The 16,882-nt window shown below is 40.2% G+C and carries 14 protein-coding genes and 1 pseudogene; 2 read left to right on the top strand and 13 right to left on the bottom strand.

Features of this window, described 5'->3' with window-relative positions; genetic code table 11:
- Window positions 1–2: 2 nt before the first annotated feature.
- The 6 genes from ACTWJ7_RS35000 to ACTWJ7_RS34975 all read right to left on the bottom strand — a co-directional run bounded on the left by ACTWJ7_RS35000 (window position 3) and on the right by ACTWJ7_RS34975 (window position 6,543).
- A complete protein-coding gene (locus ACTWJ7_RS35000; RefSeq protein ID WP_443146584.1) occupies window positions 3–1,523 on the bottom strand; it encodes an ABC transporter substrate-binding protein in 1,521 nt (506 codons plus the stop codon).
- Window positions 1,524–2,105: 582 nt separating this feature from the next.
- Window positions 2,106–2,486 (bottom strand): GNAT family N-acetyltransferase, encoded by a 381-nt coding sequence (locus tag ACTWJ7_RS34995; protein ID WP_443146583.1) that lies wholly within the window; start codon window positions 2,484–2,486, stop codon window positions 2,106–2,108.
- Window positions 2,487–3,128: 642 nt separating this feature from the next.
- On the bottom strand, window positions 3,129–3,341 hold the full coding sequence (locus ACTWJ7_RS34990; RefSeq protein ID WP_443146582.1) for a hypothetical protein: 213 nt from the start codon (window positions 3,339–3,341) through the stop codon (window positions 3,129–3,131).
- A gap of 51 nt (window positions 3,342–3,392) precedes the next feature.
- Complete coding sequence (locus ACTWJ7_RS34985) at window positions 3,393–4,286, bottom strand: class I SAM-dependent methyltransferase (RefSeq protein ID WP_443146581.1); 894 nt, start codon at window positions 4,284–4,286, stop codon at window positions 3,393–3,395.
- A 216-nt stretch (window positions 4,287–4,502) separates the two neighbouring features.
- Window positions 4,503–5,876 (bottom strand): MATE family efflux transporter, encoded by a 1,374-nt coding sequence (locus ACTWJ7_RS34980; RefSeq protein ID WP_443146580.1) that lies wholly within the window; start codon window positions 5,874–5,876, stop codon window positions 4,503–4,505.
- Between the two features lie 310 nt (window positions 5,877–6,186).
- Window positions 6,187–6,543, bottom strand: a complete 357-nt coding sequence (locus ACTWJ7_RS34975; RefSeq protein WP_443146579.1) for a winged helix-turn-helix transcriptional regulator — start codon at window positions 6,541–6,543, stop codon at window positions 6,187–6,189.
- A 168-nt stretch (window positions 6,544–6,711) separates the two neighbouring features.
- Between ACTWJ7_RS34975 and ACTWJ7_RS34970 the strand changes: the two genes are divergently transcribed.
- A complete protein-coding gene (locus ACTWJ7_RS34970) occupies window positions 6,712–7,458 on the top strand; it encodes an SDR family NAD(P)-dependent oxidoreductase (RefSeq protein ID WP_443146578.1) in 747 nt (248 codons plus the stop codon).
- A 232-nt stretch (window positions 7,459–7,690) separates the two neighbouring features.
- On the opposite strand, the gene ACTWJ7_RS34965 is transcribed toward ACTWJ7_RS34970, so the two are convergent.
- The 7 genes and pseudogenes from ACTWJ7_RS34965 to ACTWJ7_RS34935 form a co-directional block, all read right to left on the bottom strand.
- Window positions 7,691–9,051, bottom strand: a protein-coding gene (locus tag ACTWJ7_RS34965) for an IS3 family transposase (protein WP_443146577.1) whose coding sequence is annotated in 2 segments (ribosomal slippage) — window positions 7,691–8,595 and window positions 8,595–9,051 — 1,362 coding nt in all. Because the reading frame shifts where the segments join, the coding sequence is not laid out codon by codon here.
- 596 nt (window positions 9,052–9,647) lie between these two features.
- On the bottom strand, window positions 9,648–10,847 hold the full coding sequence (locus ACTWJ7_RS34960) for an epoxide hydrolase family protein (RefSeq protein WP_443146576.1): 1,200 nt from the start codon (window positions 10,845–10,847) through the stop codon (window positions 9,648–9,650).
- A 120-nt stretch (window positions 10,848–10,967) separates the two neighbouring features.
- A pseudogene (locus tag ACTWJ7_RS34955) lies at window positions 10,968–12,424 on the bottom strand (DHA2 family efflux MFS transporter permease subunit).
- Window positions 12,425–12,489: 65 nt separating this feature from the next.
- Window positions 12,490–12,891 carry an Rrf2 family transcriptional regulator gene (locus tag ACTWJ7_RS34950; RefSeq protein ID WP_341007710.1) on the bottom strand — a complete coding sequence of 134 codons (402 nt, stop codon included), beginning with the start codon at window positions 12,889–12,891 and terminating at the stop codon, window positions 12,490–12,492.
- Between the two features lie 89 nt (window positions 12,892–12,980).
- A complete protein-coding gene (locus tag ACTWJ7_RS34945) occupies window positions 12,981–13,883 on the bottom strand; it encodes an NAD(P)/FAD-dependent oxidoreductase (RefSeq protein ID WP_443146575.1) in 903 nt (300 codons plus the stop codon).
- Window positions 13,884–14,198: 315 nt separating this feature from the next.
- Complete coding sequence (locus ACTWJ7_RS34940; protein WP_443146574.1) at window positions 14,199–15,101, bottom strand: DUF4832 domain-containing protein; 903 nt, start codon at window positions 15,099–15,101, stop codon at window positions 14,199–14,201.
- A 3-nt stretch (window positions 15,102–15,104) separates the two neighbouring features.
- Window positions 15,105–16,142: a hypothetical protein gene (locus ACTWJ7_RS34935; RefSeq protein WP_443146573.1), complete on the bottom strand. Its 1,038-nt coding sequence runs from the start codon at window positions 16,140–16,142 to the stop codon at window positions 15,105–15,107.
- A 354-nt stretch (window positions 16,143–16,496) separates the two neighbouring features.
- Here ACTWJ7_RS34935 and ACTWJ7_RS34930 point away from each other — a divergent pair, with 354 nt between their 5' ends.
- Window positions 16,497–16,880 carry a RidA family protein gene (locus ACTWJ7_RS34930; protein ID WP_047843230.1) on the top strand — a complete coding sequence of 128 codons (384 nt, stop codon included), beginning with the start codon at window positions 16,497–16,499 and terminating at the stop codon, window positions 16,878–16,880.
- The last annotated feature ends 2 nt before the right edge of the window (window positions 16,881–16,882 follow it).

Here is a 16,882-nt window from a genome sequence, read left to right as displayed (position 1 = left end):
TCTCACAGTCCTAATTGATCGTTCACGATGTAATAATCCCCTCCATAGGGTTGATAGTCCCTCAAATCTTCCGATACAGCAATATGCCATTGAGGGTCAACCAAAAACAGAACGGGCAGGTCCTTGTAGATCACTGACTGAGCATCTACAGCCAAAGTATCTAGCTCAGCGCCATTTCCTACGTCACCCATCTCGTCCAGAATCGTATTCAATTCTTCGGAATCATAATGATTGAAATTTTTTCCGCCATCCGTTCTAAAGAACTGATTCAAAAAGAATGAGGGATTTCCTGTCGGTGCCGTATGCTGGGCATAAAAAATGATATCATAATCCCCTTTGGCTGCCGTTGTATCTATGTTATCGACGATTTCAGTCGTAGTTTCGACACCTAATTCTTTCAATTGTGAAGCCGCAACCTGCATCAAAATGGTTAAATCCGGCCGTGACGCATATGTAACCAGGCGAAGTTTAAGCACTTCTCCGTTTTTCTCTAGAAACCCATCTGTATTATACGACCAGCCTGCCTCCAGCATTTGCTTCTTAGCATCATCCATATTGGATTCTATGGTAAGGTTACCCGCAAATGAATAGTATTGTGCGAACGCTCCCGTAGCAATTCGTCCTCCATGCAAAGCTTGGATCATGTCATTTCGACTGAGGGCTTCGTTTACAGCGCTTCTTACATTTAGATCGTCTAATGGTTCGTTCTCCATATTAACAATGGCAAAGTACTGATATCCAGCGTCGATGTTTTTTACAGTAAAGCCTTGTTCTTCTAACATCTCTGCCACTTCTGGTGTGATTGTAAATGCCATATCGATATCTCCGCTCTCATAGGCCAGTTTCATTGCATTGGTATCTCTGAATACTTTGATGACCACGTTGGAACGCTTGTCCGCATCAGGATAATACGGATTAGGAGATAATTTGAGTTCAACACCTGCGTTAAACGCGTTTACCATATAAGGTCCGGTGAAAATAAACTTGCCTTCATCCGTTTCCTTAAACACGATATACGTCCACTCAGCGAGTACGGATTGCATTAACTTCGTTGGTCTTTCTGTTGAGATGTTGAACGTATATTCATCTACCTTGGTGAATTCCATCTTACCCGCAGTGGAGTTGGAAAAAGAATTCTCCGCCAAAATTCGATTCATGCTTTCGACGATTGCATCGGCATTAACAGGACTTCCGTCTGAAAAAAATACATCCCCTTTAAGGGTTGCCTTCCAGTTATTTTGATCAAATTGCTCTAACTCATCGATCATGCGAGACACGAGTTCACCCTTCTCATTCAACATATACAAATTCTCGCTAATTCCGTGGCTTGTCAGAGACCAGGGAACACCTGAGTCTGTTGGATTAATTGAAGATGCAATATTGGTTTGCCCAATATAAATCGTTTTTTTGAGTTCTTTAGGAGAAGCTCCGTCAGTAAGTATATTTTTGTTTGGAGCAGCGCATGCAGACAATGCGATGCAAAAAACAATCAAAGAAACCGTTGTAAACCAATTTTTTTTCATATTTGTCTCCTTCTTCGCTTTGGATTGCCTTGTAATTAGACTTGTTCCTCTCCTTATTCGTAATCATTACGAATAATAATCTTAAATATCCTCTATCTTTTTGTCAATATGTATATTCTTGAGTCTTGTTTTAATAAGACTATGACTATATTTATGTTTAAAGATCAATATAGTAAAAATACATCCAAAGAGATCCTAATTGACTCAATATCGAAAAACAAGAAAAGCCGCTAGTATAACGACTTATTATGGTTTGCTTTTGAATCGGTACAAGTTCTTGTCCCGAGCCAGATCAAGTTGATCGGCTTCCTCCTTTGGTTTCTTATAGAACATCAACAAATTTGCAGGTCTAAGGTCACGTATGTCTCCCCGTACCAAAGAACAAAATTAGCTTATACACTTACAGCGCAGAGAACAGATCTTGGATGTCGCTGCGCGCTCCTACTTTCGCACGGGAGGAAGCTTTGATAAGTGTACATTACACGAATAAAGGCAACCAATCTGTAGATCGGCTGCCTCCTTGGTTTTATTGAATTATAGTTTCTCTTTAGTTGAACTACCAATGGTTTACTAAAACAGTATTCACACAGTTGATTTTTCGTATTTAAATAAAATTAACTTATGCGTAAGCTGAACCTCTTTGGTCTTTCTGTATCCAAATTTCTCATAAAAATGATGATTACGAAAACTGAGATATGGCGTGTATAAGGTCCATAATTTCACATTATTAAATTGCTCTTCTAAAAACTGAATAGCTGCAGTACCTGCTCCTTTATTCTGATTTAAAGGAGAAACAAACACTTTATCAATATGCATACGATCATCATTTCCTCTTATATCCATAGCGCCAATAATTGTTTCTCCCTCTAATATTGTAAAATGATGATATTTCTCTATATTATCAGCTAGTTTTTCATATGTTTCACAAGCTGGATTAGAATCCAAGTCTTCGTATTTATCCAAGTCCTCTTGAAAGCTTTTTGAATTGGAAGTAAGATTTCAATATCTTCAATTATTGACTTTCTAAATACTAATGTCATATCCTTTCTCTCCTTAACTTTTTGGCCGGTAATCAACTATCGTTTCCCGTTAGTTTAATGAATTAACGGGGAGGATACCACCAATTAGATATAAGCGTAATCGGTAATGGGAACATGTGCTTGTCCATTTCGGTAATCGGCACAAGTTCTTGTCCCTCGACAACTTCTGGAGAGACCTTATTTTAATGTCCGCAAAGGTATACAGAAAAGGATCGTTAGCATATCTGCAACGATCCTTTTTTGTCAGCCTGCTAGTTGAAAACAACATCTGACGCCGGTAATACCGATTTCAGTTTGCGGCCAAATATTTCTATTATTTTATTCCGTATTAAAGCTCTTCCTTCGTATTTGCGAGTTTAACAGAAAGCAATCCTGACATGTTACCGCCGTTTTTAGTGCTAATGCTTACCCAATGAGTACCTGTTGCCCATGGTTTTGTTCCATATTCAGTCCAAGATGCACCAAGAGCTACAGAGAATGAAATTTTTTGGGTACCAGACAGAGTACTTTGAGTAACTCGGACAGTTAAGGTTTCCTTAGATGTATTTTGGACCCAAACTTTGACCTATCCAAAATTTGCTTGGATATTAAAATTCTTCGTGTAGCTACTTCCGGAAATCTGTGAATTCACAATCTCATTATCAACTGCCATTGGAGTAATGATTCCTTCTCCTTGTGTAGATGCAGTAAATGAGTCCACTACATTATTTGTTGGTGCTGCAGATGGAACCGTGAAAGCTGCTACCAAGAATCCTACGAACAAAGTGCTTTTTTTCATAATTAAAATCCCTCTTATTTAAAAGCGCCCCCTAGATCTAAAATTATAAAATTAAATTCGTTCCTCTCTACTATACATACTCTGATCTTTGAGACGAACTAACACTTTACCAAATCTGCCGCCTTCTTGTATTTTCACCTGATCACCAGGATACTTTTGCTCCAAGTAAGCCATAACCGTTTCACGAATATGACGATTCACTGTTAGACCATGCATACCTAACCAAGTGATAGTATTTTCAAATGCTTTATCTTTGGAAAGTGTAACAGTCTTCATTTCACGAGTGACCAAAGACTGAAACGCGTAACCTTTAACCATTAACAAATGGGTGAGGTAGATCATCTCCATGAACTCCGGCTTTCTTGGCTGATCAGTTACAAGTGGCCACACCTCATCAACCAAGCTATGTTCCCTAAAACCGATGGGCAGACTCATATAGCAGAATTCTCTAGCACAGTTTAATACCCGTTCTACACTTGCCCAGTCAACCAACACTGGACACATAGAAACATAGACCAGATTAAAGGCTCCCTCCCACTTTCTGATATCGATATTCTCAAACGGTTCATGTACTACACTAACAGTCCCGAATTTCAAATCAGAAGTATTTAGGTGAAGTAATTCAACCAAAGCCGGGGATGTTTCAACTGCTGTGACATCAGCGCCCAGCTGTGCAAATGGTACTGAGAAACCACCAGATGCGGCTCCGATATCGAGTACAGTTGCATTCGAAAAGCGTACACCTTGGTCCTGAAGCCAACCGATTATTCTCCTTGCTCTTCTTCGCCCCTCTTCACTAAAGACATCTTCATTGAAAGCATTAGCCTTATCATCGAAGGTCTGTGCAGGATCGATTCCTGCTTGGATCATCTTTTTTACCCCTGTATACGGGTCGTTCTCCCAAGCTTGTTCCCAGGTCTTTTCATCAAGCAATTTAGTGTTCATAAGTGTTCTTCTCCTTTATGGTTTATAATTTGAGTTCATTCCGCAACCCCAAACCTAACTGTATACTTTGTAATTTATTATGGAAATGTTATCTCTATCTTCATTTGACGAACTAAATTCGCCATCTTCTGGTTTCTTAAATGCTCTTCCATCGTAACCTCTGCAGCTAACACCACTTGTTGTATTGGACATTCCGGACCATGATCAAAGCTGCAGTCAAGATTGTTTTGACTCCATTAATACACCATTTCTAACCATTTTCTTTCCAAACAACTTCAGTAGAATACCAATACAAATCAAAGCAGTTACAAAATCAGTAATAGGCTGTGCTAACCATAAACCACTCATCCCTATCCACATTGGCAATAAAGTAACACATATATACAAAATAATTGTTTGTCTGAGTACATTAATGATGGCAGCAAATTTAGGGAAGCCCGTTAACGAGAGAAAACCTATGATGCCGGTTGAAATTGCTACCATGGGTAACAAAGAAACGTATTTTTCTAATCCTTCCGTTGTAATTTGAACAAGATATGCCTCTTTCGTAAACAAATTAACCATTGGTCCTGAACAGATCCAAATGAAAACTGTGCCTAATGTCAAAAAAATGAATCCATATCCCACGGAAAGATACAAAGTTTGAAATACCCGTTTGAATGATTTTTGAGCAAAGTTATATCCTAGGATCGGCATAATTCCTTGATTCAGACCGTAAATTGGCATCAATATAAGAGAGATTATCGAAACGATTGTAGCCAGTGCACCGACATACATCTCACCTCCATTATGACTTAAAGAGAAATTCATAATAACCTGTGCAATTCCAATCGATAAGTTATTTGTTAATGGAACCAGACCAATGAGACTGATTGAATGTATAATATTAAAATTCAAAGCGAAGTTATTTTTCTCTAATTTTATGATTGAATTTCCTTGAACAAAGTGAAAAATGCTTAAAATGACTGTGACAGCTTGAGAAATTATAGTCGCAATCGCAGCACCACCTATTCCCCAATGAAAAACGAAGAGAAATAGCCAATCTAACAATATGTTCAACAAACAACCAGCTAAAATAACCATGGAAGAGTATAAAGGCCCGCCATTTGCGCGTACTAGGATTGGTAGAACGAAACCCAAAATAGAAATGAATGCACCACCCATTAATATGGATAAGAACTGGTCAATATATGGGTAAATCCCGTTACTTACACCAAGAAAGTGAAATATCTGTGGTTTAAAAATAAAAAATATTATTGTAAAAGCCAGACCAATAACTATAGATAGACTAATGGCATTACCAACAAATCTGCTCGCTTTGTGGTGCTCGCCTTTTCCAAGACTCTGTGAAATATTCGCCAGAGAACCAAACGCAATATAAGCTGATATGGCTGTGATGACGCTAATCATTGGCATTGATAATCCGATAGCAATAAGTGCTGATGATCCTTCTCCAGGGATATGCCCTACAAATGCTCTATCGATCAATGTATATAATGCATTGATGAGTAAACTAAGCGCGGCGGGAATTGAGTATATAAAGATAAGTCTTGTTATCGACTTTGTTCCCAATTCGTTAATCTTATTCAACAATATCTCCTCCAGCTCATTTCAATATTATAGATAAAAGAGATATTAAATTGATGTAATATCCCTTTTATAACAATAAAAGTCCCTCCTCTTACATATAAACATTCCATAAAATACATTACAGATAACATATATCTATAATATCTATTTTTACTCATCTGTCAACTCTAATTTTTAAGTCAGTTAGTATACTATGTTAATTCACTGGTTAAAACTCAACTTAATATAGACGATAGAGTCTCTCCGACAACAAAAAAACGTTGATTGAAATACCAATCAACGTTTTTATCACATGTTAAAGTTGCTTTCCTTAATATGAAACTTTTTCTGGTGGTACGATTTCAAATTCACCTTTTGGATACTCTTGCTCCGCATAATGGACTCCCCATTGACAGAGCTCCTGCAAGATAGGTTTAAGAGATTCTCCAAGTTCAGTCGGTGAATATTCAACCATCGGCGGTACTTGATTATACATCTTTCTGCTCACAAGTCCACTGGCTTCAAGCTCTCTAAGCGTTTGAATCAGCATTTTCTGAGTTATATTTGGGATAATACGCTTTAATTCACTCGTTCTCTTTGGTCCATTCATTAAAAAAAATAACACAAGCCCTTTCCATTTCCCACCAATAACTTCCATTGTCGCTTCGAAACCAATAATTTTTTTCATGTGTAAACCTCACCATTCTACATTTATTACTTTTTAGGTACTATATCACAAAAAAGTGGGTACTTCCAAAAATGTCATCACTGACGGATACTATTTCTTGTAAGTCGTTTTTCAAGTACTTAATGATACTTGACATAAAACAAAATTAACTCTAAAGGAGTGTTCAGTATGGGTAAATTTGAAGGTAAAATAGCGCTTATAACGGGCGGAACAAGTGGGATTGGTCTTGCTACAGCACAAATGTTTGTAAACGAAGGTGCTTATGTTTATATCACAGGACGAAAACAAACTCAACTTGATACAGCTGTTAACCAAATTGGCAAGAACGTAACCGGTGTTCAAGGTGATATTTCTAAGCTAGAAGACTTAGACAAACTATATGACATTATAAAGCAGGAAAAAGGTAAGTTGGACATTCTTTTTGCTAATGCAGGCACCGGCGACTTCCTTGCATTAGGTAAAATTACTGAAGAGCAGGTTGATAGAACGTTCGACATTAACGTTAAAGGAACCATCTTTACTGTTCAAAAAGCTTTATCACTATTTCCGAACAAAGAAGGTTCTATTATTCTAACGGGCTCTACTGCTGGATCAATTGGCAACCCAGCGTTTAGTGTATATGGAGCATCTAAAGCAGCATTAAGAGCACTAGTTCGTAACTGGATTCTTGACCTAAAAGGAACTGAAATTCGTGTGAATGTGGTTAGTCCAGGAGTTATTCTTACACCTGTCTACGATGAGCTTTTTGGTGAAGCACTTGAAGGAGTAATGGAACATAACAGAAATACTATTCCAACTGGAAAAGTTGGGACACCTGAAGAAGTAGCAAACGTTGTATCTTTCCTTGCTTCAGACGAAAGCAGTTACTTGACGGGTGCTGAATTGTTCGTAGATGGCGGGCTAGCACAGGTTTAATTTAACCTGCGCAGAGATTACAAATAGTTCCGAAAAGTGGCTAATGGGGATTTACTTGAAGAAGTCAAATAAAAAAGTCGTTTTCCTTAAAGGACAGGGAATACGACTTTTTTATCTTTGAATTGCTTAACGTTGAGACCCTTTATAATCAAATGTTTTCAACCATCTGGATGACAAGCTAACAAAAGCAGCTGACCACATGAAGTGACCCCTTAAAGTTAGACAAATATTATTATGCAACCTGTTTGGCATGAACTCGGTATTGTACCGGGCTCATGCCTTTTAATTTTGACTTGATGCGTTTGTGATTGTAGTAATCGATGTATCGTGCTAGTTCTTGCTTGAAGTCATCTACACTTTCAAACTCATTATGATAGAGAAATTCTGACTTCATAATGCCAAAGAAGTTCTCCATTACTGCATTATCGTAGCAATTTCCTTTGCGTGACATGCTCTGGATTATCGCCCGTTCCTTCAAAGCATGTTGATACTGCTTCATCTGGTAGTGCCAGCCCTGATCCGAATGCAGGAGGAGCTTATCCTCATTGGATAAGCGTTTAAAAGCTTTATTTAGCATGTCGGAGACTAATGAATAAGTAGGGCGAGATCCTACTGTGTAAGTGATAATTTCACCGTTAAATAAATCTAGAACAGGTGATAGATAAAGTTTTTCTCCAAACAACTTAAATTCCGTAATATCGGTAACCCATTTCTCATTTGGTTTTTCTGCCTGAAAGTTACGATCCAGTACGTTTGGTGCAATTTTACCCACTGTTCCTTTATAGGAACGATATTTTTTTATACGCACTACTGATTTCAGGCCTAATCCTTTCATGATACGCTGTACTTTTTTATGGTTAACTCGGTGTTCACGATTAACTAGTTCATCCCGGATACGACGATAGCCATAACGCCCCTGATGTTCCTCGTAAATGGATTGAATAAGGAGTTTCAGGTCTGCGTCTAGATCGGGCTTGTCAAACTGTTTCACCCAGTAATAGAAGGTGCTACGTGGGACTTCAGCGAACGCTAGCAATGCAACCACCGGGAATTCAAGCCTTAATTCGTAGACTACTTGCGCTTTGTCTTGTTTGGTGATTTTTCCTTGTTTTGAACTAAGGCATTCAACTTTTTTAAATAAGCGTTTTCCATACGTAAACGTTCTAATTCAGCTTGTAGAACTTCGACTGATTCATCGGCAGGTTCTAGCTTCTTCGTCATATTTTTGTTCGTATTTTTCATGAGTGGACGCCCCTTTTTCTTTGATTTCAGGCCGTCCATTCCATCCTCATTGAATTGAATACGCCATTTTCTAATAATCCCAGGAGAGGGTATATTGAATATGACCGCAGCTTCATTTGGAGACGTCCCATTCTCGTTCATATAGGTGAGTACGTCTAGTTTAAATGTCTTAGTGTAAGCTGTATAGCTCTTTTCAAAAGCTTTGACGCCGTGATATTCGTATTGCCTAATCCACATACGTAAAGTTTCATGATTTATCCGTAATGATTTTGCAATACTTTTGACTCCTTCAGCACCATTCTGATATCTATGAATGGCTTTCAATTTCTCATTTAAACTGAATTTAGGCAAAAAAACTGCACCTCCATTGTTAGTGTGTCTAACAAATGGGGTGCAGTTCATTACTTGCCGGCTGTCTAAATTTAATTATCATAAGTCGTCCTAATGGAGACTCACGGCAACTTTATGCTTACAACTTCGACTTATGGCAAACTTATGCTTCCAATACGTGATTAGCACTTCAGTGTTTTAATGAATGGACAAGGCAATCAGTCTAACCATTGCATGCTATTGATTTTCGGCATAATAAAAGCCGCAGATCCAGCTGCCTTCTTGTTTTGATTAAGCTAACGTTTCCCGAGACAAGTTCAATACAGAAATATTTAATGCCCAAGACATAATAGTTCTTGCAACATCTGATTTTGGATAATCATAATTTAACCTATCTAAGTCCATTTTGAGATTTGGCATCGCCATTTTTTATGATCATTTGCTGTTCTCTGCCACGTATTTAACATGTATTTAAGCAATGTCAGTCTGAGACTTTATTTTCTTCTGAACTGGCAATGGTTGAATAGACCGTTCGAGACTCATTAATTACTAAATTGTTAGATGTTTAATCCCGACCTCACAACATGTAATTTAAATTTTTAATACCTGCCCTTCGTTTATTTAAAATTGCCAAAAAACTTCTTTATATCATTCATGAGAAGTACAGGCTGTTCTAAGGCTGCAAAGTGACCGCCACGTTTAAACTCCGACCAGTGAATGATCTTATGATCGCGCTCGGCAAATCGACGAATCGGTAGCATAGTATCCTTCTGAAAAACTGCTACACCAGTGGGTACTGTAGAAATTTCCTTGTTTTCCACTGAAGGATCATACTTAAATAATGTCTCATAATATAGACGTGCTGAAGATCCAGCTGTTCCAGTTAGCCAATAATGCATGACATTTGTAAGAATATCATCACGATCGATAGCATCTTCAGGAAGGTTTGTAGAGTCCGTCCACTCCTTAAATTTTTCAACAATCCATGCTAGTTGACCAACAGGTGAGTCGGTTAAAGCATAGGCTAAAGTCTGTGGACGTGTGGCTTGGATTTTCATGTACCCAGATAATTCAAGATCATAAAGCTTCAATTTTTCTAAACGCTCTTTTTCTTCTTTTGTCAGACTCTCTACCTCTTTAAAATCTTCAGGAGGAAATGTCGTCAACATATTAAGGTGAATTCCAATAATATGATCAGGGTTTAGCAATCCTATTTGTTGAGAAATAAATGAACCCCAATCTCCACCCTGTACGCCGTAACGTTGATATCCTAATCGTTCCATAAGCACTATAAACATCTGTGCGATACGTTGGATATCCATTCCAGGTTGCCGGGTCGGTCCTGAAAATCCGTATCCTGGAATGGATGGCACAACCAGATGAAAAGCATCCTCTGGATTCCCTCCATAGAACCGAGGGTTAGTTAATGGACCAATAATATTTAGAAACTCAACAATCGATCCCGGCCAGCCGTGGATCATTAACAACGGTAACGCATTGGGCTCAGGAGAACGAACGTGGAGAAAATGTATGTTTTCACCGTCTATCGTTGTGTTGAACTGAGGAAACTCATTAAGTCTAGCTTCATGTTTTCGCCAATCGTAATTCTTACTCCAGTAGTTTACCAATTCCTTAACATAATTAAGTGGTACACCGTAATCCCATCCCACTCCAGGTAATTCATCTGGCCATCGAGTGCGTTCTAAACGATTTTTCAGGTCATCAAGATCAGCTTGAGGCACAGAAACGCGATAAGATTGAATTTGTTCCAAAGTTGGATCTGCAACTTCCGTTCCTCGTTTCTTTGAATCATTCATCCTTTAAAGCCTCCCATTAAAACTATATTGATTCCATTAATAAAATCGATGAGATCCATTGTGGCAGGCATTCTCCCAAATGCCCGCATTAAACAATAGCAACCATTCCCTCTCCATCTATTAGGATGATGGGTTTCCTACTTGTACTCGTTTTATGAAGAAAGCAAGAGGCAAGCCGACAAGAGCAACCACAAACGCAAAAACAAAGCTAGTCTGGACACCTGCTATTAGAGCTAATGAATCATTTACAGGGTTTGTCGGGTCACTTGCCGTTTCCATAAAAGCATGACTCCCGACTGAAATCAGGCTGATGGCAACTGCCGTACCGATGGCTCCGGCAATCTGCTGAATCGTATTCATAATCGCGCTTCCATGCGGGTATAGATCCGGAGGCAGTTGATTAAGACCATTGGTCTGCGATGGCATCCATACCGCACAGATACCGACCATTAATCCGGTGTGCATGATCATAATGAGTATTAACGAGGTACTTTCCGAAATTCCCTTAAGAAAAAACAAAGCCGTAGAAATAACGATCAAGCCCAAAGGAACAATCCAGCGTGGGCCAAATCTATCAAACAATTTTCCCATTACCGGGGACATAATGGCTTGCAGAATGCCTCCAGGTAATAGGACCAAACCCGCTGTTAAGGCATCCAGTCCCAATCCTCTGATCAAGTACATGGGGAGCACGACCATGGCAGTTAATATGAGAAGCATGCAAACAAACAACATGAGTGTTCCAATTGAAAACATGGGGTATTTGAGTGCGCGTAGATTCAACATCGGCTGCTTTATTCGGTTCTGGCGCCACACGAATACCAACAAAGCCAATATTCCTGCAATCATCGGTAATATAACCATCGCACTACCCCAACCGCCCTCACCTTCACCTACACCACTAAAAGCAAATACAATTCCACCAAATCCTACTGTAGAAACGAAAAGAGACAAAAAATCGATTTTGGGTTTGGAAATCGTAGACACATTTTGGATAAACCTCAATCCAAGCAGAAGACAAATTCCGATGACGGGAAGGGACAACCAGAAAATCCACTGCCACCCCAAGCTTCCGATAATTATTCCCGATAACGTCGGGCCCGTGGCAGGTGCTACAACCAGCACAAGACCCAAAATACCTATGACCGCACCTCTTTTTCTGGAGGAAAAATAATAAGAATAGTATTAAACATCAATGGCACCAACACGGCCATACTTGCAGCTTGAATGATTCGTCCGATTAACAGCACCTCAAACCCTGTGGCAAGGGCGGCAATTAATGTACCCCCTATCGATAAGCTTAAGGAGAAAATAAACAGTTGCCTGGTGGAAAACCATTGCAATAGCAGTCCCGACAACGGAACTAAAATGCCCAGTGTCAACAAGTAACCAGTGGTTAGCCACTGCGCCATGGAAGCTGAAATCTGGAACAAGTCCATCAAGCTGCTTAAGGCGACATTCAGCGCTGTTTCGCTGAACAGTCCGACAAAACCACTAAGCAAGAAGACTGCCATAATGAGAGTTGTTTGGTAGTTTTTTTTTGAATTTTGTACTACTTCTGTTCCTTGCACATTCATCTGTACACTTCCTATGCATAATAGATTTTGTAGATACTTTATGTATCTAATTATCTCAAAAAAAATTAAAGTTTGTCCTTCATTTTAATAACAAGTTTGACCAACATTTGCTCTCCTAAATGCTGCTCCATTTTGGCCTCTGCGGCTTCAACGACTTGCTGAATCGGACATTCAGGTCCATGGTCAAAACTGCAATCAAATAAAGACGATGTACCTTCAATAGCATGAACGATATCAAGTAAAGATAGTTCATCCCATTTTTGCTTTAATTTATATCCCCCATGAGCTCCGGAAGCGGATTCGATCATGTCCGCTTTAGCTAGCTTGGTCAGAATTTTGGACAAATAGGTAGGAGATACTCCCTGTTTCTCAGCCAGCTGATGTACCCCAATTGTCTTGTCGGGGGTAGCGGCCATCAAAAAAAGCATCGTATGAAGCGCATAATCGGTAGCTTTTGAGTATTTCAAGCTCATCAACCTTCTTTATTAGAGAATCTACATATTCATACTATTTTTAAATTGATGGTTGGATCAAGCTTATGAAAGGTCAAGTCGCTTTACTGGCTGAATTCTTCTTCGGTCAGCTCAAGATTTAGGCTTGCGGCAGCAACACTTCCTGCAGCGGCAGCCACAATAAGTTGTGAAGGGGCACCTGAAGCTGCCTCACCGGCAGCAAATATTCCGGTAATCCCCGTCTTTCCTGTAGCATCGGCAATGACCCCTCCTAAGGCATTTGTCTCCAAGCCTAACCGCTCAGAAAACACAAAATTCGATTGCCAGTTCGGAGTAACAAAGCCACCTGTTCGTCTAATTTTGGAGCCGTCAACAAATTCGACTTCTTGCAGTATCCCGTCTTCGCCATGAAATGCCGCGACTTTTTTTTCTGAAACCGTGATATTGTAGCCGATCAATTTTTGCTTTTGTTCATCGGTCAGAATACTGCGCCCGTTGCTGCAGATGACAAGATCACGACTCCAGTTATAGAACAGCTTTGCCAAGTGAAAGAGACCCTCGTTCTCGGCAATAACAATTAGCGGACGATCTCTAAGTTCCCATCCATCGCAATAGGGGCAATGAAACAGACTTTTCCCATACAACTCCTTCAAACCGGGAATATCGGGTACCGTTTCCTTCATCCCTGTAGTAATCAACAGCTTGCGTGCTCGTATCACCTGATCTCCTGCCATAATTAGAAACCCTTCCGGTATCTTCTGGATATCCATGACCATAAATGGGTGATGTTCTACAGATGGATAACTCGTGACCTCTTCATAAGCGATACGCCGAAACTCATACGGTGTAATCCCATCCCGTGTCAGAAATCCGTGTGAAGCATGGGTAACTGCATTGCGTGGTTGATTGTTATCCAGCAGGGCAACCTTTCGTCTGGCTCTACCAAGTACTAATGCCGCATTTAATCCTGCGGGACCACCGCCAATAATGGCACAATCATAAATCATATTCAATTTCCTCCTTCAAATTTGTTTGTTGGGCCTTAATCAACATATCACAGACCCTTAATATCTGTAAATGAAATAATTAAATTTTTATTAATGCCTAAATGCCATGAGTACGCTATTTGTGATGGGAGAAGTTCAAGAAACGGATAAAAGCAGCAAGAAATGTCGTTTTCATGATTCGATATAAACAGGTCATTGTAACTTCAATCGCTTGTGCCGATTGTACCAATATCTATGGTCAAACTACTCATTAGTTGAACAAAAACAGCCGCACTGCTTTCAACTGTCTTTATTAAGCTATCATTGGTAAGATAATTATTCGAAACGAATCTCATCTATCCAGATTGTACTTTTGCCACCATGCCAGAATGTCATCGTCAGTTGTCCGGGGCTGCTGCGATCTACATCCTTCGCTGCCAAATCAATTTCAACCTCTTTGAAGCTGGTTGTTACCGTATCCCCACTGAAAGCTGCTAGTGTTTGGGTCACTCCGCCGATCGAGAGCTGCATATGATGTTGTTCACCGCCATTTGCACCTTTGATTTTAATTATCATCTTTGAATAACTCCCGATGTTCTGCTTAATATCAGAGCCAAACCATCCGTTATTGTTATACTGAAGCTTTAAAGCCCCTGATTCAATGACACCAGCATCGTTTACAAACCCGTTTGCTCCCGCCCATTTGCCAATATCATTGCTTCCCGGCCAGCTCATTGAATCGTCAAATTCATTCAGGAGTAAACTACTCGCCCCACTACTATAACCGCCGTCATATGGAGTTCGGGTTAAACTATACGAAAGTGTATTTTCAGACGTCAAGTTATCGAAAGGCCCAATGTTCTGGTTAGCAGGCTCCATGCCGATGCCCACTTTTCCAAGTGGTGTCCTGCCGCCGGTATAATAATTTGCATTGGCAAATCTTGCGCTCGGACGATTGCCATAAGGATCAAGAATGGATAGCGCCAAGGTGTAAGTACCCGCTGGCAGGTTGGAAGGGATATCAAATTCCCCGGAAACTTGCTGATCCGAAGGCGTCTGATCATATTGACGCGTAGAACTGTTCCAGTCGTCACCTGGCATCCAATTCCGAATATCCTCATTGTTGAAAATGCCCTTCCAAGCAACTGAGCGATCACTTCTCAGCAAGCTGGCTTCAACGGGCCATTTATAATAGAACGGGGCAGAACCTTTGTTTACAACTTGAAAAGATACTTTCATTTTCTAACCAGGCTGCACGTTTTCCGAAAATGTCGCTTGATTGATGACGAATCGATATCCGAGTTCCTTCTGCATCAGTGCAGCTCCCTGAGAGACAGTGGAATTTTTGGCATCGTACAGATCAATCCAGCCTAGACTGGTCGTATGCGTCTTTTTGATCCAATCGATAACATAATTCCGATGCCTTATATCGCTTAACGTATCATCCGGAGTATCGCCAGGCTGGATATGTTTCTGTCCCCAATCATAAGCAACCTCGCCGCCGTTGACTTGCGTTCTCCAGCTATCTCTAGCAACAATGCCTTCCCCACCTTCCAAATCATCAATTAATGCGAATGAGTCCCAAAGAAGGCCGAAATCATAATTCTGGAACGTATCGGGATAACGTACTTGAACTTTCTTGTTTTGAAAAGCTTGCTCAGCAGCGTCTCCTAAAGCTGTCTGGAAGCTGAGCGGAATCCGGTCGGTCTCATCGGCAAGTTGATCCGGATAAATATGATGTTCTCCCCAATTCCCCCACAATCCCAGCTCCACATAAGCAACACGGGGATCGCTATCCCATGCCTGACCTAGCTTTTGAATAAATGCAGCAAGACGATCCTTCAATATATTTGTTGTCCAGCGTGTAGCCACGTCGCCACTAGGAACCCCTTGGGGCCAAAATTCTCCTTCGTTCGGATATACGATGAGAACGCGAGGAATAACTTTTTTATTTTGGCTTTCAATCCCGGCCCAAGCTGCATTGCTCCAATCCATGATTTTCTGTACAGAGTCCGATGACGCATTCTCCAAATCCGTGTATTTGATATAGTGCTTAAACACCGTTCCGTATTCATGATTCGGAAATTTGGTGTCATTCATAAACCGAGTAGGTCTAAATCCCTTAAAAGGGTTTTTGAAAGCCTCTTGCGTTTCAGTTAGATTAACGGTGATTGTACCAGCCGCTGCTGACGTTTTAGGAAACATTACCGCTAATGGACCTCCTATGAATAACCCAAGAGTTAATATCATGGCCATCGGTTTAAGTAATTTTCTTTTCATCAATGATTCCTCCCAATATCTGATATAAACTTACTGTTGCTAGTGTTAAATTAAGTTTGCAATAAACATTATGTAGACGTCTTTTCCACCTCACTGCCTTTAGTCAATAATTTACTCCAAGATTCTATCATATGATCAATAATCAACCGATCCAAATTGTATCTGTGAACGTCGAGGTCGTCTTGTTTTAATTATTTTGGTGAGTTTCATGCCCTTCTTTCGCCTTTATATTAAACATACTTATATATACAGACACTATCCTTTCTGATAGTAACTATCAATAAAGTGCGTACTTTGTTTAAGTAAGTTTTTATTTTATACTAGCCTTACTTTGAAGAAAAGGAGTCAAAAACAATGAATAAAGTTAAAACCTACAGTCACGATCTTTGGGATCACGGCATCAGCCAGGGCTACAGCGTCAACGGCACCATTTATATTTCGGGACAATTTTCCCACAATACGGAGGGTGAATTCGTTGGTGAGGGCGATATTGAAGCACAGACCCGGCAGACGCTGGAGAATCTCGATCGCGTGCTGGCGGAATTTGGTATCACAAAATCGAACCTCGCTTATGTGGAGATTTATCTGACAAACGCACAAGAGCATATCGAGCCGTGCATTGGGTTGTTTAAGGAATACATGGGACAACACCGGCCTGCGGGCAGCTGTATCGGTGTGACATACCTAGCGTCACCTGAGCAGCTGATCGAAATCAGCGCCGTTGCACACACAAACTAACT

The sequence above is a fragment of the Paenibacillus sp. 1A_MP2 genome (assembly GCF_052244825.1).
GTDB classification, from domain to species: Bacteria; Bacillota; Bacilli; order Paenibacillales; family Paenibacillaceae; genus Paenibacillus; species Paenibacillus vandeheii.
The sequence above is the reverse complement of the archived record's forward strand: the minus strand, read 5'-3'. Positions and strand labels throughout refer to the sequence as shown.